This is a genomic window from Pseudomonas asplenii (assembly GCF_001293465.1).
GTDB lineage: Bacteria > Pseudomonadota > Gammaproteobacteria > Pseudomonadales > Pseudomonadaceae > Aquipseudomonas > Aquipseudomonas fuscovaginae_B.
In genome coordinates this window covers 47,691-71,836 of sequence record NZ_JSYZ01000010.1, presented here as the reverse complement: position 1 = coordinate 71,836, position 24,146 = coordinate 47,691, and the positions used below count along the sequence as shown (strand labels likewise).

Genomic DNA, 24,146 nt, shown 5'->3' with positions numbered 1-24,146 from the left:
AATGGTAACGATACGCTGGATGGTGGGGAGGGCGATGACACGCTCAATGGGGGCGCGGGCAACGACACGCTCGACGGTGGTAACGGCAACGACACCCTCAGTGGTGGCGCAGGCGACGACACACTGAACGGTGGCTATGGCAACGACATCCTGTCCGGTGGTGTAGGTAACGATCTGCTGATTGGCGCCACTGGCAGCGACACCTACCTCTTTGAACTGGGGGACGGTCAGGACACGATCTCTGACGTGGAGTCGATGTGGACCACAGACGTACTGCAATTCGGCGCCGGTATTAAAGCGTCTGATATCCAGGTGAGTCGTGACGGTACGAGCCTGGTGTTGCAGCACATCAACGGTGAGGATCGAGTGACGATCGCGAACTGGTTTGCGACCGCCTATGGCTACAGCAACTACCACCAGTTGAGCCGTGTCGAGTTTGCAGATGGTACCCAATGGTCCCAGGAGAAACTAACGGCGGACGCCCAAGCGAGCACTATGACCATTAGCGCTGTTACCGCCATGGCGAAGGCGAATGATGGCGGCAGCCAGGTTTCAAGCTTGAGCGGAGATGCAGATATGGAGAGGCAGACCAACATTCTGATTGACGCTATGGCGGGCTTTGGCGTTCAGGCAGGCAGTCTGTCAAGTTTTGCCGTAAACCAAGCGTCTCAGCTCGACGCTGTGATTGTTTCAAACGCGAGCTAAGTGCCTACAGCAATGGCGGCTGAGTACCTCTGGTTCTCGGTCGTTTGAGCAGGTCTTGAAATTACCGTTCGTTCTTATAAGCCACTTCATGCCCTGCCAGTTGGGTCGGGGCATGGAGTGGCTCAATCGTTCAGGTACGTCCATGTAAAACACCTTGTAACGCCTAGGCAGTTCGAACCTCTCCTTAGCAAGGGTACAGTCAACCAGCAGCCTCCGCTGTATGACGTACCAAGGCAAGGAGTGCCTGCGCATGGTGTATGAGCGATTCCCCGTCGTCATCGACGGCAAACCCTTCTCGACGGTTTTCCAGACGCAGGAGGCGTTCGCCAGCGCCTGGAAGGCCGTTCTCGAAAAAGCCTACGGACGCACCCATGCCATCTGCCGGTGCCCAGGCAAGGGCGAGCGCAAGTTGGCTATCAAGCGCCGTGAGGACACCGATGGTTTTCACCTGGCGCGGTTCGCTGGCACAGGACCTGAGCACGCCAACGAATGTCGCTTCTACGCCCCCGCTCCTGAACGCTCCGGCATGCAGGGCTATGAGGTGGGCGTGATCGAGGAAACTGGCGACGGCACCCTGCGTGTCCGGCTGGCCCGCGGCCTGGTCGAGCTGCCCGCTAGAGCGAGCAGCCTACAGGGCGAGCGCCTCACCCTGAACACCAGCAGCCCACGCAAACGCGCCATGACGCTCCTGGGGTTGCTCTGCCTGCTCTGGCAGGAAGCCCGACTGAACATCTGGTACCCCACCATGGAGGGCAAACGCAACAGCGGACAGGTCCATGGCCTGCTGCGCAAAACGGCCCGCCGCATCCAGGCTGGCCACGTGATGCTTCACGAGGTGCTGATGGTGTGTGCGACACCACGCTCGCGTGCCGAGGCGACCAACATGGCCGTCGCGCAACGGACAAGCAAGGCTGGGCGCAGGGCCTTGGTGATCTCCCCGCTGGCGCACTTTGACGCCGGTAAGCACGATGGTTCGATGACCAAGCTCCCCGTGGCAGGCCCCTATGGCATTCCGCACCTGAGCATGGACCCTGAGATCTGGGAGGACGCCCAGAAACGCTTCCCTGTCGAGGTGGCGGCCTGGAGGCGGGGCGAGCGCATCATGGTCTTGGCTCAACTCAATATTGAGGCTGACAAGAACCAGCTACGGGCGGGGGTGACGGACCTGGCCCTGATGCACATCAGCAAGCGCTGGATCCCCGTGGACTCCGCATACGAGTCCATCCTTGAGTCGGAACTGGCTGCCGCCGGCCGCAGCTTCGAGAAGCCCCTGCGCTATGACGCAGCAGAGTGCGAGTTCTTCCCCGACTTCTGGCTCCTGGACATGAAGCGAGACTTCCCCCTGGAGGTCTTCGGGATGGACACCCCTGAATACCTCGCGCAAAAGGCTCGCAAGACCCAGTGGTACAACCGGGTCTATGGCCCTGAAGGGTGGTGGCGTTGGGAGGCGGCACAGAGCGATGATATCGACCTGATTCCTGCGTTGCCGGTATCCAAACGCTGGTAGTCACCGATATGCGTCCTGCAGATCTGGCGCAGAGTGAACGATCGCGCGATGGCGGGATGCTGCCGGCACAAACAAGAAACCGCCTACTCTCCCCAGGGGCCAGTAGACGGTTTAGAAGCCCCCGCTAGGCAGGGGCAGGGTGGAATCAGTACTCCGACGGCAAGAGCAGCGTGGTGCAGCTTCTGTCCGCTTCAGTGATGATCCAGAGCTTGTCTTCTCCTGCGGCGTCTATCTTGTACGCGGACAACAAACGTAGACCGTGCTCCAGAGCCTGTTTGTTGCTTTGTTTGTCCTCATCGTCCAGATCTCCCCAATCACCTACCAGGTGGCGACTGAGGTAGACCGATGGGTCCAGCAGTTTTTGTTTCACTAAGGCATGCACACCTTTTGATTGCACGAAGCGGCCTGGTTGGAAAAATATCCCAGGTATAGGTTGTTCAGGATCAAAAACCTCATCCCTGAGCATGATCTTCAAGCCTCTGGGCTCACCCTGTTTGCGCACCACGACAACACGCAGTTGCAACCAGTGATCTTCGAGCGGATCACCCGTGGTGACCACACAAGGCACCTCAATATCATAGAACTCCTGAACCTCGGGTGAGGTGCATAGAGCAAGGGCCTCCAGCGCCATATAGATCGTGTCATTCCTGCGCTCAAGCATCTGCGCCGATGTGGCATGGCCTTCCAGGTTCATGGCTTGCCAAGCGTTATCGGAGATAACGATAGGCCATTTGATTAGCTGAGCCTGTTGCTCGGTTGGTTCTTCAAACATCATGGAGCTCTCCGGAATATCCCATCGCGCAGAGACACCTCGCCCTTGCGGGGAGTGTTCCCCGCATGGGTCGTTTCAGATCAGCGCTTTAGCAGCGCCGTTTTACGCAGACATGCCTTCCCAAGGGACGGTATGCCTGTGTGTGAGTAAGGCGCCCATGTGAGCGCCTTGGTTGAATGAACGATCAGACCGCTTGTTCAGCGTCTGTCGTGGGAGGTAAAGCACAAGCCCCAGAGGGCCCTGGGTTATCAGGAGGATCGCTTGGATCCGTTGGTTCAGCGTTTTCAGCTTGTGTCGATGACTCCGAGCCAGCTTCTGCTTTCTTGTCCGGCGCGGTGTAGATCATCTCGCCATTAATGATCATGTTTTTGATCGAAATCAGGTCTGCCCTGATACTCGATCCAAGCTGTCCCTCTTTATCACCTGTTGGGTAGATGAAGGGCATGACCCAAAGATTACTAAGGACGAACCGCACGAAGACGGTTTCTCCCGTATTGATAGGTCGAGCGCACAGCTTGATGATCTCCTTGGCTGCGTTACCAGTCACCCGGCAATCGAAGTAGGTGTAACTGTGGTCTCCTTCGGGACCTTGTATCGCGGCAATCTTCACCACCAGATAGGGCGTCTTGTTGGGTGGTGAGATGGTACGGACATTGTTGAGGTAGCCAATGCCGTGTATGTAGTAATTGAAGTATCTCTTTTCTTCTATGTTGCTTTCACTCATGTGCTTCTCCTTACTCAATACGATAAAGGGGAAGCACTTGCCCCAAAGGGGAAGTGACTTCCCCCATGGGTTATTCAGCATGCGTTCGCTCACCAGCACGTCTGGGGAGTGACCGCATCTCTGAACGCTTCAGCGGTCTTCATTCGATCCCGCGACTGGCACGGAGCAACCTCTCAGATCGTGGCTACCTAACAATGTCGCCGACAATGTCAGCTGAACACGCTTCAAGCATGGAAAAGTCGCCAGGGCCGGTCCAGTCCTCTTCTTCGACAACCGCTGTAGGAGAACTCACTTCGTAGGTCCCGGTACGAACCGCAGAAGTCAACGGCCGTTACGTCGCAAAACACGCCCAATTGCATCCCGTTTTCCCCTCGAATCGCCCGCGCCGAAAGGGTCATAACGCAAAGGGAAAAAGGGGAGAAATGGGCAAAGGGAAAGGCCCACAAGGGAAACAAAACGAAGGGTAAAAGGCCTGCCCGAAAAGGTTGCTGATCCCCCCAAAGGGAGCGCTTTCCACGACGACACACATGGACGAGACTGCATGCTCTGGCGCTGGATGCTGAGAAAAAAGGCCGCAAACCCCACCACAGACGAAGATGATGAACCACCGGCCCAATACACCACGCCTCAGTCGGCCAGCGAACTGCTCTCGACTCCGCGCCGCAAGAAACTCATGGCGCAGATCTGGCAGCTCACCTCCCTGTCGCGCCAGCAGTTCGCCGATCTCTATCAGTACCCCATCGAACGCTACGCCGAGCTGGTCCAGCAACTGCCCGCTTCGGAGAATCACCACCATGCCTACCTGGGCGGCATGCTCGACCATGGCCTGGAAATCGTGGTGTACGCCCTGAAACTGCGTCAATCGCACCTGTTGCCCGCCGGCGCTGGTGCTGAAGCCCAGGCCTCCCAGACCGAGGCCTGGACCTTGGTGATCGCTTACGCCGCGCTGCTGCACGACATGGGCAAAATCATCGTCGATGTTGAGGTGCAATTGTCCAACGGCACCTGGTGGCATCCCTGGAAAGGCCCCCTCAACAAACCCTATCGCTTCAAGTACGTCAAAGGCCGGGAGTACAAGCTCCATGGCGCCGCTGCGGGCATTTTGTTGACCCGTATCCTGCCCGAATCAACCCTCGACTGGCTGATCACCTACCGTGAGCCCTGGACTGCGCTGCTCTATGTCCTGGCCGGACAATACGAGCACGCCGGCATTCTGGGTGAACTGGTCGTGCAGGCTGATCAGGCCTCGGTCGCCAAGGAGCTGGGCGGCGCCCCCTCCAAAGCCCTGGCCGCCCCGAAATCATCCCTGCAGCGTCGACTGGTGGAGGGCCTGCGTTTTCTGGTCACCGAGCAATTGAAAATCAACCAGACACGTGCCTCCGACGGCTGGCTGACCGAGGATGCCCTCTGGCTGGTCAGCAAAACCGTCGCCGATCGGCTGCGGGCCCACTTGCTGTCCCAAGGCACCGACGGTGTTCCGTCCTCGAATGCGACGCTGTTCGACATCATGCAGGACAACTCGCTGATCCTGCCCAATGCACACGGAAAGGCGATCTGGAACGTCACGATCCAGAACGGCAAATGGAGAAAGACTCTGACCTTCTTCAAGGTCGCACCGGCGCTGATCTGGGACACCGAGCAGCGGCCGCCGGTCTTCGCAGGCTCGGTGACCATTGAGTTGGACTCTGAAGCAGGCGAGGAGGGTGTACCGCCCGCTTCAGACCTGCAACCTATCGCAGAGAACAGCGCATCCCCCCAAGATCCATCACAGAGCCGACAGCCGCCTGTCCAGGGCGCTTTTGCCCTGGAAGTACCCTCGCACCACCTCACTGATGTACCGGATTTCGACGAACCACCGTGGGCAGAGGACCTGGGTGATCCCACAGCGTTCGACCCGAGCCCCGATACCCATACCACCTGGAGCGAGGAAGAGGCTGAGGTGCACAGCACCCAGGCAGAGCCCATACCGGCATCCCGCCAGGCGCCGTCATCTGCACCCCAGCAACCTGCAAAACCGCCTCAGCCGACCAGCCCCCACCCAAAGCCCAAGGCTCATTCACTTCAGCCGACCGCAAGCGCGGATGACTTGGGCAAGGCCTTCATCAAGTGGCTGCGCCACGGCATTCTGAGCAACAAGATCCCCATCAACGACGCCACGGCCAAGGTGCACAGTGTGGCCGGCACGGCCTTTCTGATCTCTCCAGGCATTTTCAAGCGCTATACCGAAGAACACCCTGAAGTCGCCCACCTCGCCAAGTTGCAGGGCACCAACGACTGGCGCTGGCTGCAGCGCTGCTTTGACAAACTGGGTGTTCACCACAAGAGCGAAGACGGCCAGAACGTGTGGACCTGCGAAATCAAGGGCCCTCGCAAGACCCGCGACATCAAAGGCTACCTGCTCAAGGATCCGATGCTGATCTTCAGCGAGCAGCCCTATGACAATCCTTACCTGCGAGTGAAGGAATGAGATTGCACACTGGCCCCAAAGCGCCAACGGCACTGGCGCATTAAATGGTAGGGAATCAGCGTCAACGCTTTCGCCTCCTGCCGGTCCTGCTAGTGGTCAACCTGGCTACCTGGGCTATCCTGCGCCGCCCCCATGTCGCTGCCCAAGGCGATCTGCACCTGGCGGACAAACCAGGTCAGCGCAGTGGACTGGGCGCTGCGTGAATGCCAATACAGAGTGACGTCAAAGGCCGGGACATCGAAGGGCAACTCGAGCATCTTGAGCTTCCTGGGCAGCGGCATTTCACAAAAGCTCTGGGCGATCTGGTGGGGCAGGATGCCCAGCAGATCGGTGCCCGGAATCAGTCGAGGCAGTACCGAAAAATGCGGCAGACGCAGTTTGATCCAGCGCTCGATGCCGAGCAGCTGCAGCGCGTCTTCAGCCATGCCATGGCCGGAGGTGCCTGCAACCGCTGGTCGTGCTTTCAGAGCATATTTTGAAATTTACTTGCCCGTATCTGCCTCACTGAAAGTAAGCGAGTGCCCGAATTAGGGGACCGCTTTCATTTTCTTAGAGAGGAATAACGCCATGGCTACCCCACAGGAAAACGTACTCGACTGGCTACGCGATGCTCATGCGATGGAGCAGCAGGCCGAGAAGATGCTCAAGGCGCAATCCGAACGCCTGGAACATTACCCCCAGCTCAAGGCACGAATCGACCAGCACATCCAGGAAACCCTTGGCCAGCAGCAGCTCATTGACGAATGCCTGAGGCGCCTGGGAGGGAGTCCTTCCACCCTGAAAGATCTGGGCGGCAAGCTGATGGCTTTCGGGCAGGCGGTGGGTGGCTCACTCATGAGTGATGAGGTGATCAAGGGCGCGATGGCCGGTTATGTGTTCGAAAATATGGAAATTGCAAGTTACACGGTGCTCATAGCGGCCGCGAAGGAGGCGGGTGACGCGCTGACCCTGGCGGCGTGCGAAGAAATTCTGCCCCAGGAAATTGCCATGGCTCAATGGCTGCTGGAAAAGTTGCCCGAACTGACGCAGGCATTTCTGGAGCGTTCTGCCGATCCCGACGCACAAGCCAAACGCTAACGCTAAGCCCGGCGCCCAACTGCGATAGGGCGCCGCGCTGGACGCCTCATTCCGCTGGCACAAACGGCTGTGGGTTTTTGAGTGGCTCCTCTGACGGCCTACAACGGCGCACAAAATTTTCCCACTGCTCAGGTTTACGCTGTTCACCACAGTGCATACAAACATACACACCCTGATCCACTCCCAGATAATAGCCTTTGCGGATATAAGGGTGGTCGCACTGGCCGCAGGTATTGTCTTGACCAGGCTGAGGACACTGGTTACTCATGCACATCACCATAAAAAAGCCCGTACTGCGTACGGGCAAGACGGGAGCGTATCAAGAGTCTGCACGGGGTAGACTCATTATTGGGATGAAAAATACTGGGAGTAGTTTATTCTTTCGCCGTAAGCTGCGGCGAATGGTAATTACCATCTTGCTCAGCGCTTTTGTTTGGATGGTTTGAAGGGCATGGTCCATTTTTTTGTTATGTGATGTTTGTACTGCGGTGATTTCGTCATATGCTTTGGTATGGGGCCGCTTGGGCAGAGCAAGACTACTTTCTACCGAACCTGGAAAGTTTTAGTTTAGTTAAAGCCGTTTTTACATAATCTTTGGCATTGTAGCCAACGCCAAAAGTACGGGGCGTCAGGCTTGCCTTGCTCTTCCAAAATTCGGTAGACCGCGAACCGAAACGAACTGCGCAGTCAGAGCGATAGCTAGGCTCGGTACGAAATTTATCTGTATTCGCCCAGGCTGAGTTGGAGACAGGATCGGAGTGCGCATTTACTCCCGTAACGTCGGGATTAAAGAACTCTCAGGAAGTAGAGGTCATGATAGCAACTACCTTCATCTGACGTTCGATAAGAACGGTGTTTTCAAATCATGATCGCAATAATCGAATGTTGCTCGCCGCTCGCGGAAGGGCCGTAGGGATCGTCCGCCTCACGGTTGTCGCCGGGGCGGGACGGTATAGGGACTTGAAATCCCTCTAGGCGTGCTCGATCCCAGTGCATCACACGCCTTGTCTCACGAACAGTTTCGAGCAATGAAAGTCTCGCGGGCGAGTGTCATCAGTGCGGCCCGCTTATGCGGGAAGTCGAAATGCTTTTCAAATTCGAAGTCGTGGCGCCGAAGCAATGCAATTGTTTTAGCATTATCTGCCCGAGGCTCCACGACAATACGATTGGTCCTCGTTTCATCTGAAAATAAGTATCGCACTATTGAGGACAGTAATACGTCAGTTCGTCCTCGGCCCAAAAAGCGCTTTTCGCCAACCAACAAGTGAAAACCGCGGTCATAGTCCTGGGCATCGCAAAAGGGAGCGATACGATCCTCCTTTGCCCAGTATGCTTCAAGATAAGCAAAGGGTTCACTTTGAAAACAGGCTATTATTGAATAAATGTGGGGGTCGGAGTCAATCCGGCTGAGATACTCGTAGTGATCATCAAGGCTTCCTTCCTCCTGCCAGTAATGTGCAACTCTGGGATCGTTTTGCCATTTGTTGAAGATCTCTAGGTCATCATCAATACAAAGGCTTCGTAAGCTCAGCGTTTCATTTAGCATCGGATCGAAGTGATGATAAAGCTCACCTCTTGGCTTAGCAGGGCGAGTAGGAGGAACGTGAGGGGGTGCAGTCATAGTCTCATTTTTCCGTAATTGTGGAATTTGTAAATTTTCCGCTTGAGAGAATATGTAGCGATTTAAGGTTTTGTCGATTGGCGTGATTCTTGAGGCTCTTGCGGCAAGGTCGCTCGATAAATATTCGCATTGCACAAAGAAGGCTTCCGCGTCGCGATAAAGCGTTGCTAAATGATGAAAAAGTTCGCGTAGTGCTTTATCTCTTATAGCTGGGTCTATAAATGAAATTTCTCCACCGGAGATGTTGTCAGTTTTTCTGATTCTGGCTACCAAGACTTTTCTGTCATCGTGGGCTAACGTCAGGAAAGCCCCATCCTGATCGACAGTCAAAATCATTCCGTTCTGTGTTGACATTGTCGGTGCTTGGTCAGTCACGTGGGGGCTCACTCTTGATCACAAAATATTTAACCAGCGCGGGGCCGAGGTGAATCATGCGTAGGTGAAATGCTGACAGACATTACGATTTTGAAGGGAATACTAATGCAAAGAAAGGTTGGTGACCATTGGGTTGTGGAGGGGAGTTTTGGCTTGTCTTGGCGTGGGCGGCAATTGCCTCGGCAGGTCTGACAGGTTGGTTAAGATCAGCTTTCTCCCCTTCAAGCTGCTTTGGGCTGATCGCTGGCGAACCTTCGGCGGATTTTGTTTAGATTGAAATGGTCGCTATCTTCGTAAGTCAATTGGATGTCATTTCAATGCTGGATTTGGTTGTTTTTTCTTGCTAGCACCTGCTTGTTGAGTGCCTTTGATGCTTCGGTTTAGGCTGCTCAAGTGGTGTCTGTCTCCACTCCTGGAGCTGCTGTGAGAAGAGTGGACGGCCCCGGATTCATGCCGTTACCGATATGCGCTTCGGCGCCATGGGTAGGCTATCTTGGCTTGCTTAATGGTCTGCGGGCGGGACGAATACGATGGCGAGTCTGCTGAGCGTTTTCATCGACGGATGACAGTTTCTACTCTGCCAGTTTGTCACTAGGAACAAGATATCTCGACGTACGTCCTTGCATTCAGCGCTACCACTAGGGTGGCTGAGCGGGTGCAAGCATGGTGCCACCATCCGCGCAATCCGGTCGAGCCAACCTGGGAGAATTGTCGAATGCGTGTTGATTTTCCAGTGTGTCTGCGTATTATTGACGCCATCGCTAATGATACAGGGACTGTACGTGAAGCATCATCTAAATCACAGTTCATCTTGTCCTGTCCTGAACTTGGCACAATATTTGCCCCGTTGGCATTTGTGTTGTGTGCTGTCTTGCCTATGTGCTTGCATTTGCCTCCCGCTGTGGCGGTATTTGATGTTTTTCGCTGGGTATGCGAAAAGGTTGATCGGTTGTAATGCCTGTAATTAGTGGGTCATCTTTGAATGGTATCCATGGCTTTTTTGGAGGGAGAGTATGGCAGAGGTTAAGGACGTTCTTCTGAAGGCGGTTCCGATACTTGCTTCTACGGATATTGCGCGTACGATAGATTTTTATCGTTCGCTGGGGTTCAAGGGGCATTATTTCGAAGACTTCTCCTACGGTATGGCTGGGTGGGGGGAGGTGGAGCTGCATTTTTGGAAGTGTGAGGACAAGCGGATTGCTGAAAGCACGTCCTGCTACATACGGGTTTCTGATATCAATGTGCTACGCGAAGCTTTGGTCCAGGTGTTGCCAGAGCTTCCAGAGGTCAAGCGCACTGCCTGGGGTACGGCGGAGCTTTATATTCTCGATCCTGACGGGAACCTTCTTAAGTTTGGCGAGTCGCTTGATGACGAGGAGCATCACGACTGAGCTGTACTGACGCCTTGGTCGTTCGCCTATTGGTGCTGTACAGGAAGTTTGTTAGAGACTTTATGGTGATCGGTCGCATGGGGCTCCCGCGTTAGCTGCTATTGCACGTAATTAACCTTTCGGATGGCGAAGCAACTTTAATGGAATCGTTTAGTTCAAGGATGAACCCCGGTACTGGGAAGTTTGTTTCGTCTGCTGAAAAATTTCGGGTTACTCATTTGCAGGAGTCTATTTGGCTCCGAGAGCAACGGGCGCCTGGAGAATCTGCTTACAATTCACCTGTAGTTGTGCGCGTTAAGGGGTGGTTGCGCTCTGATGTGCTTGCTTCGGCGCTGGATAAAGTCCTTGCGTCGAATGAAGCGCTGCGTGCCTGCTTTATCGAGAACAGTGGGCAAGTTTGGCAATATGCTGCGACGGGGCGATCTGTTCCCTTTGTTGTGGAAGATTTCTCGACGTCTAGTCGCGTGGATCGCTGGCGTAGGTTGTACGCTGCGATAAAAAATGAAGTCGACAAGCCCTTTGATTTGCAGCAAGGCGTATTGTTGCGTTGTGCTCAGTTTATATTGAGCGAAGACGAGTGCGTACTTGTGCTCGTGGTGCATCATATCGTTTCGGATGGCTGGTCGCAGGGTATACTGCTCTCTGAGCTCATCCAATACTATCGCCAGAATGCCTTGCCCACGCAGGCCAAGGTGAGTTTTTTCGAGTACGCACATGCCCGTCGGCTGGGACTCGATTCGCAACCTTCGTTCGAAGCGTCCCGCGATTATTGGCATCAGTTCATTGAGCAGCATCAATGTGCGGCGATACATTGCGATCACGTGCGGGCAATGGATCAACTGAGTGTGGGGCGCAAGCAGTTCTTTTCTCTCGATTCCGCCAGCGCCATGCGGCTCAGGGCCTTGTGCGCATCATCAGGTACATCGCCATTTATTGTGTTTTTGGCTGTGTTGGGGCTGTTGCTGGAAGAACGCAACACGAGCACTGGCAGTTGGTGCATTCCCGTAACGGTTGGATATCGCGAAGATGCGCAGTGGTTCAATGTCATCGGCTGCTTCGTTGATCATGTGCTGGTACGGCCTCTTGCCGATGCGACGCTTCCTTTTTCTGCTTATCTGAATCGTGTCTATTCCGCTTGGCAAGCGGCTTTCGAGCACCGTGATTACCCGTTTGATCGGTTGCGGATGGAGGGGTTCGAGAAGGGCCTTTCGCTTGAACCTTCAACCGTATTCGTTTATCAGAATCTGACCCCTTTCGCTGGCCTCGATGACATTGAACTGATCCCCCTGGTATTGCCTGAGGCTCCGGCCAAGTTCGATATGACCTTTATGGTTGCCGAGCAGGTCGATACTTTTGCATTGTCGCTGGAGTACGATTCCACGCTTTACGATGAAGCGACCATCGGGGAGCTGGGCGAACGTTTCATCCATCTCTGCGAGAGATTGCTCGGCGCTTCCGATGAGCCTGTAGCGGATATCCTGCATGCAGACGCAAGGCTAAAGCTGCCCAGCGTAGCCGAGGGTGAGCGTTGTGAATGGCCGGTGCAATCCTTTGCCCAGATTTTCGATGCGACCGCTCGGCGTCAGCCCGAGAAGGCAGCGATACGCTCTGGTTCCACCGTCCTCAGTTATGGCGAGTTGAAAGCGCGTGTTGATGCTCTAGCAGCCAAGCTTGGGAGCCTCGAAGGGCAAGGCGCCAGGGTGGGGGTGCACCTGGATCGCTCGATCGAGTTGATCGTGTCGGTTCTTGCGATTCTGTCCGAAGGGCATTGCTATGTGCCTCTGCCCCCCGCGTATCCTGATGCCAGGCTTGCCCTGCAGATCGCTGATAGCGACCCTGTTGTGATATTGACCGATGCTCAAGGTCTCAAGCGTCTGAGCGGGGTTACCCCAGGTCGCCGGGCTTTCGACGTTAACCAAGTGGAAGTGGTTGAACCTCGGCAAGCCTCATTATGTCGCCGTCACGGCCCCGATGCGCCCGCATACTTGATCTATACGTCGGGAAGCACTGGTCAGCCAAAAGGCGCCTATGGGTTGGCAGATGCCTTGCTCAATCGACTCCATTGGCAATGGAGCAGCGCGCCTTACGAGCCCGATGATCGTGTCGTCCTGCGCAGCCCGCCGATGTTTGTGGACTCCTTCATCGAAATGCTTGCACCCATCCTGGGCGGTGCATGCGTAGTTGTGGCTTCCCAGGAGTCGCTGAGCGATCCCCGACAGTTCTGGCGCCTGCTCGCAACCGAGCGGATCACCCACCTGACGATTGTTCCCTCCTACTTGCAGTTGCTTCTCGATACATCAGTCTCCGGAGCGGAGCTGGCCTTAAAGCGTGTGCATTGCAGTGGCGAAGCGTTGCTAGAGTCGACTGCCCTGGCGTTTCGCAAAGTGCTTCCCGGCGTTTCGCTCATCAATTTGTACGGTTCCACCGAGGTGACTGCTGATGCCACTTGGCATGTCGTGGACGGCGGGCGCCTTTCGATTGGCAAAGCTATCAGCAATACCTCGCTCTATATCGTGGATGCCCATGGGAGGGTGGTGCCGCGGGGGACACACGGCGAGATCGCGGTCTCGGGAAGCGCGGTGGGTGGCGGTTACCATGATGCACCAGCGCTGACTGCTGATCGGTTCTGGCCTGCACCCGAGGGCGGCAGAATGTTCCGCTCTGGCGACTATGGCTTCATGGATGAAACAGGGGCCTGTCACTATCTTGGTCGCCTCGACATGCAGATCAAGGTGCGCGGCATGCGCACCAGCGTGTTGGAGATCGAGGTGGCCATGCGGACACTGCCAGGCCTGCGGGATATTTGCGTGATCCTTGATGAGTCTGACCGTGGGGGCTTGATTGCCTTCTACTCCGCCGATATCGAGCTGTCCAAAGCACGTTTGAACGAGCACGCCCGAGCGCTCCTTCCCGCGCATGCCATTCCTACACTTTGGCTGAAAGTGGCGGATATACCACGTACCGACTCGGGCAAGGCCGTGCGTGACGTACGTGCCCTCAAAGCACTCGCGTTGCCTACCGGTGCATACGAAGACAGTGCTGACATCTCCTTGCTGGAGCGAGACGTCATGCATGTCTGGAAGGATGTACTCGGTGCTGGAATGTTGTCGATCGACGATCACTTCGATCAGGTCGGTGGCCATTCTCTTTTGGCGATTCGCCTGGTTGATACGTTAAACCTGCGGTTCGGCTGCTCGATGCGCCTCGCAGAGTTTTTCGCAGCGCCCACGGTGCGTGGCATGGCCTTGTACATCGCCGAACACACCGGTGAACAGGTCGCTGCGCGTGCCCCGTTGGTGGTTGATCCCAGGTCACGGTACGAGCCATTCCCGCTGCTGCTCATGCAACAAGCCTACCGAATAGGCCATGACGTTGAGAATCATGCTCAGATGTCGACAATCTGCGCATTCTCGATGGACTACGATTGCCTGTCGTTGCCGGACTTCGCCGAGGCGCTCAACCGTTGCATCCGTCGACATGACATGCTGCGAGCCGTACTCGTCGGTGAGGATGCGCAGCGCATTCTTAGCGAGGTACCGATTTATCAGATCGAAACCCAAGACCTGTCTCAATTGGCCGAGCAAGACTTGGCCATAAAGCTGGATCAATGTCGCGACGAGTTTTCCTGCACACGTTTCGAGCCGGGACAATGGCCATCGTTTCGCGTCGCCGCTGCATACTTAGGGGGCGAGCGCTATCGGCTGTTCTTCGCTTTCGACATGTTGTTCATTGACCTCTTCAGTGCACGGTTGTTGATGCGTGAGCTGGAGGCAAGCTACCAGCGGGACTTGGTGCAATTACCGCAGATCGCGCTGTCATTCCGTGATTATGTGATCGCGAGTCAATCTTCGCAGCAAGGCGCGACATTCGAGCGAGCCAAGGCTTACTGGCTTGAGCGCATGGAGTCGTTGGGCAAGACGCCGCAATTGCCCATGGCGCGGCGCCGCCCCAGCGATGAGACGCCGATGCGCTTCAATCGACGAGGCATGAGACTTTCTGGCGTTCAATGGCGGGCTCTGCAGGCGCGTGCCGCGCAATCAGGAGTCTCGGTTACCAGTGTCCTGCTGGGTGCCTATGCCTCGACCATTGAGGCGTGGTGCGCCAGTGAGGCATTCTCGCTGGTTCTGACGCTTTTTGATCGTCAGTTGCTGCACTGCGACATCGACAAGGTGGTCGGCGATTTCACATCCTCATTGGTTTTCAGCTGCGAATCCTGCGCAAACGAAGTGGCATCTCAAACCTTCGTTCGTGTGCAATCGCAATTACGGGAGGTGCTCGAGAATCGAGCCTTCTGTGGTGTTCAGGTTCAGCGTGAGCTGACTCGACGCAATGGCGGCGAACGAATCGCCCTGCCCGTGGTATTCACCAGCGCGTTGGGGTTGCCTGAAGCGATGAGTGAGCAGACGAGTCGACTTTCTGGGCGCCTTGTCCATAGTGTCACGCAAACCTCGAACGTATGGATCGATTGCCAGATCGAAGAGGCGGGTGGTGAGCTGGTCGTCAATTGGGATGCCGTCGATGAAGCGTTTCAAGCCGGCGTCGTCGAAGCGATGTTCGCTCATTACCGTTGCCTGCTTTGCGCGCTAGCGACCCAAGATGATGCCTGGATGACTAGCCTTCGTACGACACGAGATGCGGATGCCTGGCCGTCGTTCGATAACCGGCAAGTGATCAGCAGCACGCTGCCTGAACAAGTCATCAAGGCTGCCTACCTCTACTCGGATCATGCCGCGATTATCGCGGCTGATCGAACACTTAGCTACGCGCAATTGCTGGACCTGGCTCAGCGCTTGCGTGCGACGTTGGAAGCTGCAGGCATGCGGCCCGGAGATCGGGTTGGTCTGCTATTGGAAAAAGGCTGGGAAGCTGTGGTGGCTATGCTCGCCATCAACCTGGGCGGTTGCGCATATGTGCCTATCGATCGCGCCTGGCCTAAGGCACGCCGCGATACGGTCATCTCGGCAGCACGGCTTTCATTGCTGATCACCCATCCGGGCTCGACCGAGGGTTTGGGAGGGGGCTATTCGGTGGTGGTGCTCGATGACGCTGCGTTTGAATCCGCGCCGAGTTCCTGCCCCGTCGAGGCTATGCCAGACGGCATTGCCTACATCATCTTTACCTCGGGCACCACGGGAACGCCCAAAGGTGTCGTGATCGAGCATGGCGCCGTATTGAACACCATAGAGTCTGTCAACCAGTTGTTCGAGGTGACAGAACATGATCGAGTTCTTTGCGTTTCTTCACTGTGCTTTGACCTTTCCGTCTACGATATCTGGGGGCCGCTCTTCGTTGGTGGCGCCTGTGTGATGCTGACCTCTGAGGAGGGCGCACGCCCCTGGCGATGGCCAGAGCTGATCAGCAAGCATGACGTGACGGTGTGGAACTCCGTTCCGGCACTGATGGAATTGCTGATCGATAACTGCAAGGGCCGGGGCGACGCCCTGGCAAGTCTTCGCTTGGCGTTTCTTAGTGGCGACTGGATCGCTCTGACGCTGCATGCGCGGTTGAGCCAGATCGTGCCTGCTATGCAGCTCGTCTCTCTGGGGGGCGCAACCGAAGCATCGATTTGGTCAATCTACTTCCCCATCGACGCCATTGACCCGCAGTGGGTCAGTATTCCTTACGGTCGCGCCTTGCCCGGTCAGAGCATGTATGTGCTCGATGTGCTGCTTCAACCCTGTCCGGTGTGGGTGGCGGGTGAAATCTACATCGGTGGCGCGGGGCTGGCGCGTGGCTATTGGGAATCCCCACAGAAAACAGCCGCTCAGTTCATTTGCCATCCTGTCACGGGCGAGCGTCTATATCGGACAGGTGACATCGGCTGTTACATGCAAGATGGCAATATTCGCTTCATGGGGCGCCAGGATGGACAGGTCAAGCTCAATGGTTTGCGAATCGAACTCGGAGAGGTGGAGGGGGTACTTCAGGCGCACCCGATGGTAAAGAGCGCTGTTGCCATCCTCAACCATGCTCGACAACTGAATGCTTATGTCGTACTGACACCTGACATCGGTGTGACCGATGAAGTCCGGCTTCGACGCTCATTGTTCGATCATGCACAGGCACACCTTCCGGGCTATATGGTGCCTGCTGCCTTGCAGATATTGACGGCCTTGCCGATGGGCGCCAACGGCAAGGTCGACCGTGCGATGCTCCAGAGTGAAGCTCTGCCTGAACACAAACTCGAACGAGAGCGGGGCTCGAGCGATGTCATCGTGGAGCCAGTCGTTGCCGAGTTGTGGCAGGTCATGCTTGGTGTCATGCACCCCCAAAAACAAGAGAACTTTTTCAGCAGCGGTGGCGACTCGCTCGTCGCCACCCGATTCGTCGCCAAGCTCAACTCGATCTTCGACCTGGATCTGACTGCCCGGGCGATTTATGATCACCCCACCCTGCAGGCAATTGCCGAACACGTTGAGCGTTGCCGAGACATGAGCGGGGGAGCGGTTGCGCCTCTGCCGATGGCCATCGCCGCCGAGGCTGCCGAGCAGTTCCTGCCGTTCCCGTTGACGGATATCCAGCGCTCGTATCATGTTGGGCGTCGTGATGATATGACGCTGGGCGCGGTTGCCGCCCATTCCTATATCGAGATCGATTATCGTGGGTTGGAACTGGCGCGTTTCGAGGAGGCTCTGAATCGCACCGTCGAACGGCACGGTATGTTGAGATGCGTGTTCAAAGATGGCGAGCAACGCATTTTGGAGCGTGTACCGCGTTATTGCATAGCCGTGGATGACGTGCGTGCCCATTCGCTCCAAGTCCAGGCGCAGCGCCTAGAAGCCAACCGCCGGAGACAATCGCTGGCGGCGAAAGATCCAGCTCAATGGCCGCTGTTCTCGATCACCGCGACTCGTCATGCTGACGACGTAGTACGCCTGCATATCAGCCTGGATATCATCATCGCGGATGCATGGAGTACCAACCTCATTGCGCGTGATCTTCTCGCGTTCTATCGAGAAAACGAAAGCACGCTGCCGAGATTGGATTTCTCCTTCCGTGATTACGTCAACTACATGGCATCGTTGCGCCATTCGCTGCACTATGTGCGCATGCGTGACTACTGGCAGGAAAGGCTCGACAGCTTGCCGCCGCCACCGGCCTTGCCGGTCCGACGCGTTGGCGACGAAAGCGCCGCTGCCCGATTCACGCGTTACACTCAGGTCATTGAGTCACAGCAGTGGGCGCGTTTGAAGATGCGATCCCTCGAATGTGGTGCGACGCCGTCGTCAATGTTGTTGACCGTCTTCGGTCGGGTGTTGCGCTTGGCTTGCGACAACGCATCGTTTGTCATCAATGTCACCCACTTCAATCGTCCTCCTATTCATCCTGATATCAACGATATCGTGGGCGATTTCGCTTCGACATTCTTGCTCGAATACCGGTGTAACGATGGAGAGCCTCTGGATGCATCGATTGGCGCTCTGTGCCGGCAAGTTCTTTCGGATCTCGATAATAGCCAGTACAGCGGTGTGCAAGTGCTTCAGGACCTGTCGAAGCGGCGGGGGCGTGTGGCCTTGGCGCCGGTTGTATTTACCAGCGCCCTGGTACTTCCGGTAAACAGTGGGGCCTCGTTGACGCTTGAAAATGTTCAGGGCGAAGTGGCCTATGCGCTGACGCAGACGCCTCAGGTTTGGCTCGACCATCAGGTGTACCAGGAGCATGGCAATCTGCTGTTGGCCTGGGACGTGCGCGATGACGTGCTGGATCAACCATTGGTGCAGGCGCTTTTCAATCTTTATGTCGCTGCGCTTGAGCGCTTGAGCGACAATCCGATGGCCTGGCGTGCCTCTGAGCTCGAAGTGCCAGAAACCTTGATCGCCGCTTGTCATGATCACTTGGCACGTATCCGCGCAGAACAGGATCCTCTCGATGCCATGGTGGCCTGCCTGCAGGCTCATCCTCGTGTTGCTGAAGCGTGGCAGCAGTCGCCTGGGCAAGGTCTTGCGCCTACGGTAGGCGTGCGCTTGGCACCCTTGGCATTGGAGCTTTGGGCCAAAGGTGCGCTGGACATGCCAACGAGTCCGCTTTCGTGGGTTGATCGTCTGGAGCAAAAACGCCAATGGATGATCGGGGCCAGGAGTACCGAGATCAGTTGTTCGCTACCTGAGCGTGATGACGCATCGAGGACTCAAGTATTGGGGCGTCGCAGCTATCGCACGTTCTGGGGTGCTGCCTTGCAAGATGCCCAGATCATGGAGTGGCTGGAGTCCGCGCGCGCGAGCCCGGTCCTGGCGCTGCGCTCACGGCGCATCGAGTCGAGCGATGTGTTGAGGTGGATCGGCAGCTTGACGGCTGTGGAGAGTATTGCGCTGCCGTTGCCCAAATACCCTTATCCCTCCGCCGGGAGCTGCTACGCGGTACATGCCTATCTGGCCGTAACGGATGGCTATGGGCTGGCGGCTGGATGGTACGCCCTCGACCCGATTGCCCGTAGCCTTACGCGCTGTGTGGACCCTGCGATGGAACGTGGGTTGCCAAGTGAAGGTGTTCATCTGCTGTTGGCCGCCGACCTTGAGCGTATTGCGTCGCTTTATGGTGAGAAGTCGCAGGCGTTCGCCCAGTTTGAGGCGGGAGCAATGCTTGCTGTGCTTGAGCAGGCTGCTAATCGGCATGGATTGCGTATCTGTGAGCAGATGCTTGATAGCACGGTGGCCGTTTCGGGCCTGACGTCGCTGGCCACGGTTACACTGCTTGCGGGTGACGCGCCTGGGCAAGGGCTGATGGCGATGGCGGAACCTGTTCGTACTCGCATCTATCGGCGTGATGGCGCGCATTTGAAGATTGTTGGTCGCGAGGGCGCGGAGCTGCTCAGCGAGCAGATTCTCAGTGGGCCTAATCCAATACTCGACGGACTCATCGGGGACGCAAGTCAATGCCTGCTCGAGCTGTACGTCGAGGGCAATTTCATCGATGAAGATGCTCAGCGCCGGGCACGGCTGGCAATCGGCGGCTATGCGCAGCGGCTGATGATGCAATCGGGGCATCGTAATCTTGGCATGTGTATGCTCGGTTTCACCCCTGGTGGCATGGTCGATCCGAGCGGGGCGGGGGTCCGCTGCGCGGTGCTGGCCGGCGCGCTCGACCCGCGTCAGCAAGAGATTCCACAGGGCGACACGAAAGCTGAGTATGAACTGGCTTCGACGTCACTGGCGATGTATGCGTCTGAGCTGCTTACGCATGTGCCTGCTGCGATTCTCATCGAGCGTGGCGAACGTCCGGTGATCACTGACGAGGCACATGACTACGACATGGCGGCGAGTGCCAGCGAGCCTGAGGATCTGGTCGACCAGGCTATCCGCATGATCTGGTGCGAGGTGCTGCGTGTGCCCCAGGTGTCGCTCGACTCCAATTTCTTCCGCATTGGCGGAACATCGATCGATGCTTTGGGCATTCTGGGGCGCTTGCACGAACTCTATTTCATCGAGCTGCGACTGCATGACGTCATGGCGGAACCGACCGTGGGGGCGATGATCCGACTTGTGCGCAGCGATAACCGCTGGGTGGAAACCATTCACGAAGTTCATGCGATGCTCAATGAGTTGAATGAAGACTCCGGCCATCTGCATGCTGTCATAGATATCGAGGCGCCAGCGATACGGCGCTGAAGCAACATTCACTCACTGAGTATCAACGGAAGGAAAACTTGATGTTTGACGATAATGACCAAATCACTTTCTGTGTTGTGATGAACGATGAAGAACAATATTCGATCTGGCCACAGGATCGTGCTTTGCCAGCCGGTTGGAGAACAGTAGGCAAGTCGGGTACGAGGCAAGCCTGTCTCGACCATATCGACCAGGTCTGGACCGACATGCGACCACTGAGCCTGCGTCGCTGGATGCAAGAGAACGCACGCTGAGTATGAAGCTCGCGATACCAGGAACGGCCGATGACATCGCCGGGCATCTCGATCTGGAGGCCAGCCATCCTTTCTTTGGGTCGGTTAGCGATGCCGATCATTTTGCCTGTACGGCAATGCTGCCCAACCTCCCTACGAAACCTGGGCCAGTGCGCATCATGGATTTCGGGGGCGGGCAAGGGCTATTGCTGGAGCGGTGCATGAGGCTGTTGGCCAAAGAGGGTGTTCAATGCGATGCGCTGCTCGTCGATGCGAACCCCACCTTCGTCGCGCGCGCCCATGCTCGAGGTATCGCGGCTGTCGTGAGTGATATCTCCTCCTACGTAGGTCAACCGGCGGATATCATCCTCATGCGCTTGGTATTGCATTACAACAGCGAGGCCGCGCAACAAGCGATGATCGCCAATGTGCGTAGGCACTTGCGCCCCGACGGGCTGTTCATCCTTCAGTATGAAACGAGCCCGGCGTTGGGCTGCGAGCTTCGAAATCGCGTGGCCACATTCTGTGCCGAGGCTACAGGAATGCGTGCTCGTTACTGGGCCAGTGCCGAGGTGCTGAAACGATGGTTGCATGACGCCGGTTTTGCCCAGGTGGTCGACGTTGCGCAGCATCATTATGAGAGTGATGTCATTGCATTGTTGCGCAATGCATGGCAGCGACAGGCTCCTGTTCTGGTTTCGCATGGCCTGCGTGAAGAGGCGTTTCACCGGGCGTGCGCTGACATTGTCTTCGAATACTACCCACTAGCGGGGGAGAATGTCCTCTATCGCAAGGAAGGGCGGCTAATTCTCAGCACGTCATATCCCATCGTCTGTGCCCGGCAGGCGACGTCAACAGTTGCACAGACGTCTGGAGGATCATCCGATGAGCAATGACAGTATTCAGCTCCTCTCGAAGGGCTCCGATGAGCGGGTTCGTCTGCTTTGTTTCCCTCACGCCGGAGCAGGAGCTTCGATTTATCACGTCTGGAGCAATCACCTGCCGTCTTGGGTTGGCGTCCATGGGGTGCAATTGCCCGGACGCGAACAGCGCGTGCATGAGGCTGCGCTGATGGATTGGCAGCCTCTGGTAGAGCAGATTTGCCAGGGGGTGGCTGAGTGGGATGACACGCCATTCATTTTCTATGGACACAGTTTGGGCGGGCTGTTGGCATATGAAGTTGCCAGAAGCCTGCAGCTTAGAGGCGCTACCGGTCCAAGAGTTTTGGTTACGGGAGGAGCCTATGCACCCTCAGCCGTGCGCAAGGACAAGACACGTTTTACCAACCAGGCCGAATTGATTGAGTCGATTCGCCGTCTGGGGGGCGTCGATGAAGCGGTGATACAGGACAAGGATTTCATCCAGCATTTCATGCCGATGATTGCGGCGGATTTCACGTTGTTCAATCGCTATGTTCATGATGCCGACGCTACGCCGTTGGCTTGTCCAGTGGTCGCACTGTTCGGTCGTTACGATGAAAACCATGATCGTGAAAATGCCCTGCAATGGCGAGCGCATACGAGCGGCAATCTGCATGTGCGTGAGGTGGCAGGGGGGCATTTCTTTCATCGCGAATGTGTGGGTGAGACACTCGATATCGTTAAGCGATTCGCCAGTGCTGGAGCATGGTGAACAGAGTTTAAGCCTGTTTCTTCCGGGTCGTTAATTGGAGCAAACAATGAATATGGACAGCACGGAAGAGGGCCTTCGTGCACGAGCTAACGAACTGATCGGGCAGATGGCTGCGTGTGCCGATTGGACGGCGGCGCGAAGGCTCGCTCAGTTGATGGCTGAGCTGGGCTATTTTCCCAGCGCATTGCAACGGCCGATCCGTTACCTCAGGGAGGTGGCGGGACCCGCGCTCTACCGCGCAGGAGATTTCGAGGTGGTTCGTCATCTTGAGGCCCATGGGCACATCATCGTCGATGAAGTAATGGCCGCTGTGGCTGGGGGCTTCGAGAGCTTCTCCGATGTCGAGGAGCCGCTAGTAGAGCCGGGAGGGCAATGGCAGCAGTTGGTCTTCTTCGAGGCGGGGGTACGTTCTGAGCGCGCCGCGTGTCATTTGCCTGCGACCTTTGCCGTGCTCAATGCGTTGCCCACCGAACTGCTGGGCGCCGGGGTCGTAATGTTATCCAGGATCATTCCCGGGACGCATATCGTCCCCCATTGTGGCGAGACCAACGGTCGTTTGCGTTTGCACATGGGGATCAATACACCTGCTGATGCCATGATGCGCGTCGGTTCAGAAACAGTACGTTGGCAAGTAGGGCGCTGCATTGTGTTCGACGACTCATATGAGCATGAGGTGTGGAACCTGAGTGATGAGGATCGAATCGTATTGATTTTCGACTTCCCTCATCCAGAAGCGAAAAGCTCATGCTCGTCAGCCAGATCGCCTGCCGAAGGCTTGCAGGAGCGAGTAGCTGACTTGCTCAGGGAGGCACATTTGAAAGGGATCTATATGGACGAGCAAAGTACTGAGCCACGGTTGTTGCCTGATGCTTTTCTGGAAGGAAAACTCCGCCGCTACATGACTGAGCTCGGCGCTCGGAGGGTTGAACTCGATGGCCTGAAACGCCTGCGCATTTCCACCAGCGTATGAGGCCAGCATGTATTCACTAGCGGATGCCCGGCGGCGACTGGGTGTATGCCAAGCCTTGATGCCATCGGGCGTCACCCTTGAATTGCTCGATGACCAAGCTGCCTGCGTGGTCGTGCGCGCGGCTACGGCCAACATGGAATTGTCAGCGTTGCTAAGCGAGGTCGCGGGCTCTTTGGTCGATTTGGTGCAACACGTCGGGGCGATTTTGTTCCGCGGCTTCAGTGTGTCCACTCTCGATGAGTTTTCTGCCGCATTGCAGATGTTTGGCAGCGAGTCGCTTGAGTATGAAGAGCGTAGTACGCCTCGAACTGAGGTAGGTACTCATCTGTATACCGCCACCGAGTACCCTGCTCGTGAACCCATTTTTCTCCATAACGAGAACGCTTACGCCTCGAGCTGGCCGCGCTTGCTCGGCTTTTATTGCGAACAACCTGCCTCGTCGGGAGGATCGATGATCCTTGCCGATACCCGCCAGGTGTACGCCGAGATTCCTGCTTCCTTGTGCGAGGCATGCGAGCGCCAGGGCTTGAAATACCGGCGTCGTTTCATCGAAGGCGTTGGATACAGCTGGCGCCAGGCGTTTGCGGTGCCAGATGAGGAAGAGTTGACTCTGTTGCTTTCGGCGCGCGGCTATCAATGGTTCAAGTTGGAAGACCAACTTGTGGTGGAGCGCGCTGCGAGGTGGTCTTTTCAGCACCCTCACACCCATCAGTCAGTTTGGTTCAACCATGGCGTTTTCTTCAATGCACTATCGCTTCCTGAGTCGACGCGACAGGCCTTCAATCAATTGTTCGGTCCAGATGTCTATCCCTTTCAAACGTTGTATGGCGACGGTTCGGCAATTGAGCCGCAGACGTATCAGGTGCTCAGGGAGGCTTACGAGCGGGCACTTTATCGGCTGGCACTGCAACGAGGTGATGTACTGATTATCGATAATATGCTGACCGCGCATGGTCGTGATGCTTACACGGGACTGCGCAAACACTACGTGAAGATGCTTGCCTGACCTGGTTTCGCCGTGCCGAGGCGGCGAACGGGTTGTATAAACAAAACTACGAACGGAACGA

The 24,146-nt window shown here is 56.4% G+C and carries 15 protein-coding genes; 11 read left to right on the top strand and 4 right to left on the bottom strand.

From position 1 onward, the window contains the following. Both PF66_RS33680 and PF66_RS15375 read left to right on the top strand, forming a co-directional pair. Positions 1-705, top strand: a 705-nt coding sequence (locus tag PF66_RS33680) for a calcium-binding protein (protein ID WP_275044501.1), incomplete at its 5' end; no start/stop codon positions are given. Between the two features lie 250 nt (positions 706-955). Continuing rightward, complete coding sequence (locus tag PF66_RS15375) at positions 956-2,212, top strand: DUF1173 family protein (protein ID WP_081009865.1); 1,257 nt, start codon at positions 956-958, stop codon at positions 2,210-2,212. Between the two features lie 145 nt (positions 2,213-2,357). Here the strand turns inward: PF66_RS15375 and PF66_RS33445 are convergent, their stop codons facing one another. Continuing rightward, positions 2,358-2,987: a hypothetical protein gene (locus PF66_RS33445; RefSeq protein ID WP_241494371.1), complete on the bottom strand. Its 630-nt coding sequence runs from the start codon at positions 2,985-2,987 to the stop codon at positions 2,358-2,360. A 181-nt stretch (positions 2,988-3,168) separates the two neighbouring features. Then, on the bottom strand, positions 3,169-3,708 hold the full coding sequence (locus PF66_RS15365) for a DUF3577 domain-containing protein (RefSeq protein WP_054063157.1): 540 nt from the start codon (positions 3,706-3,708) through the stop codon (positions 3,169-3,171). 541 nt (positions 3,709-4,249) lie between these two features. Between PF66_RS15365 and mobH the strand changes: the two genes are divergently transcribed. Continuing rightward, the gene (gene mobH, locus PF66_RS15360; protein ID WP_054063156.1) at positions 4,250-6,175 is read left to right on the top strand and encodes a MobH family relaxase; all 1,926 of its coding nucleotides are present in this window, start codon (positions 4,250-4,252) and stop codon (positions 6,173-6,175) included. Between the two features lie 89 nt (positions 6,176-6,264). On the opposite strand, the gene PF66_RS15355 is transcribed toward mobH, so the two are convergent. Then, positions 6,265-6,642: a LysR substrate-binding domain-containing protein gene (locus PF66_RS15355; protein ID WP_342633323.1), complete on the bottom strand. Its 378-nt coding sequence runs from the start codon at positions 6,640-6,642 to the stop codon at positions 6,265-6,267. A 100-nt stretch (positions 6,643-6,742) separates the two neighbouring features. Here PF66_RS15355 and PF66_RS15350 point away from each other — a divergent pair, with 100 nt between their 5' ends. Then, positions 6,743-7,252 carry a ferritin-like domain-containing protein gene (locus PF66_RS15350; protein WP_054063155.1) on the top strand — a complete coding sequence of 170 codons (510 nt, stop codon included), beginning with the start codon at positions 6,743-6,745 and terminating at the stop codon, positions 7,250-7,252. A gap of 1,009 nt (positions 7,253-8,261) precedes the next feature. On the opposite strand, the gene PF66_RS32065 is transcribed toward PF66_RS15350, so the two are convergent. After that, positions 8,262-9,248: a GNAT family N-acetyltransferase gene (locus PF66_RS32065; protein WP_241494370.1), complete on the bottom strand. Its 987-nt coding sequence runs from the start codon at positions 9,246-9,248 to the stop codon at positions 8,262-8,264. A gap of 1,013 nt (positions 9,249-10,261) precedes the next feature. Here PF66_RS32065 and PF66_RS15340 point away from each other — a divergent pair. The 7 genes from PF66_RS15340 to PF66_RS15310 all read left to right on the top strand — a co-directional run bounded on the left by PF66_RS15340 (position 10,262) and on the right by PF66_RS15310 (position 24,085). After that, positions 10,262-10,639 carry a bleomycin resistance protein gene (locus PF66_RS15340; protein WP_054063153.1) on the top strand — a complete coding sequence of 126 codons (378 nt, stop codon included), beginning with the start codon at positions 10,262-10,264 and terminating at the stop codon, positions 10,637-10,639. A gap of 140 nt (positions 10,640-10,779) precedes the next feature. Beyond that, positions 10,780-20,244 carry a non-ribosomal peptide synthetase gene (locus tag PF66_RS15335; protein ID WP_081009862.1) on the top strand — a complete coding sequence of 3,155 codons (9,465 nt, stop codon included), beginning with the start codon at positions 10,780-10,782 and terminating at the stop codon, positions 20,242-20,244. Positions 20,245-20,285: 41 nt separating this feature from the next. Further along, complete coding sequence (locus PF66_RS15330; RefSeq protein ID WP_054063151.1) at positions 20,286-20,498, top strand: MbtH family protein; 213 nt, start codon at positions 20,286-20,288, stop codon at positions 20,496-20,498. Between the two features lie 2 nt (positions 20,499-20,500). Continuing rightward, positions 20,501-21,373 (top strand): class I SAM-dependent methyltransferase, encoded by an 873-nt coding sequence (locus tag PF66_RS15325; RefSeq protein WP_054063150.1) that lies wholly within the window; start codon positions 20,501-20,503, stop codon positions 21,371-21,373. Then, on the top strand, positions 21,363-22,109 hold the full coding sequence (locus PF66_RS15320; protein WP_054063149.1) for a thioesterase II family protein: 747 nt from the start codon (positions 21,363-21,365) through the stop codon (positions 22,107-22,109). The genes PF66_RS15325 and PF66_RS15320 overlap by 11 nt, the downstream gene beginning before the upstream one ends. 46 nt (positions 22,110-22,155) lie before the next feature. Beyond that, the gene (locus PF66_RS15315) at positions 22,156-23,079 is read left to right on the top strand and encodes an aspartyl/asparaginyl beta-hydroxylase domain-containing protein (RefSeq protein ID WP_054063148.1); all 924 of its coding nucleotides are present in this window, start codon (positions 22,156-22,158) and stop codon (positions 23,077-23,079) included. Between the two features lie 7 nt (positions 23,080-23,086). Further along, entirely contained in the window at positions 23,087-24,085 is a 999-nt protein-coding gene (locus tag PF66_RS15310) for a TauD/TfdA family dioxygenase (protein WP_054063147.1), read from the top strand. The last annotated feature ends 61 nt before the right edge of the window (positions 24,086-24,146 follow it).

Coding starts and splice junctions, on each gene's coding strand:
- PF66_RS15375 (WP_081009865.1), top strand. CDS start 956: ATGGTGTATGAGCGATTCCCCGTCGTCATCGACGGCAAACCCTTCTCG.
- PF66_RS33445 (WP_241494371.1), bottom strand. CDS start 2,987: ATGATGTTTGAAGAACCAACCGAGCAACAGGCTCAGCTAATCAAATGG.
- PF66_RS15365 (WP_054063157.1), bottom strand. CDS start 3,708: ATGAGTGAAAGCAACATAGAAGAAAAGAGATACTTCAATTACTACATA.
- mobH (WP_054063156.1), top strand. CDS start 4,250: ATGCTCTGGCGCTGGATGCTGAGAAAAAAGGCCGCAAACCCCACCACA.
- PF66_RS15350 (WP_054063155.1), top strand. CDS start 6,743: ATGGCTACCCCACAGGAAAACGTACTCGACTGGCTACGCGATGCTCAT.
- PF66_RS15340 (WP_054063153.1), top strand. CDS start 10,262: ATGGCAGAGGTTAAGGACGTTCTTCTGAAGGCGGTTCCGATACTTGCT.
- PF66_RS15335 (WP_081009862.1), top strand. CDS start 10,780: ATGGAATCGTTTAGTTCAAGGATGAACCCCGGTACTGGGAAGTTTGTT.
- PF66_RS15330 (WP_054063151.1), top strand. CDS start 20,286: ATGTTTGACGATAATGACCAAATCACTTTCTGTGTTGTGATGAACGAT.
- PF66_RS15325 (WP_054063150.1), top strand. CDS start 20,501: ATGAAGCTCGCGATACCAGGAACGGCCGATGACATCGCCGGGCATCTC.
- PF66_RS15320 (WP_054063149.1), top strand. CDS start 21,363: ATGAGCAATGACAGTATTCAGCTCCTCTCGAAGGGCTCCGATGAGCGG.
- PF66_RS15315 (WP_054063148.1), top strand. CDS start 22,156: ATGAATATGGACAGCACGGAAGAGGGCCTTCGTGCACGAGCTAACGAA.
- PF66_RS15310 (WP_054063147.1), top strand. CDS start 23,087: ATGTATTCACTAGCGGATGCCCGGCGGCGACTGGGTGTATGCCAAGCC.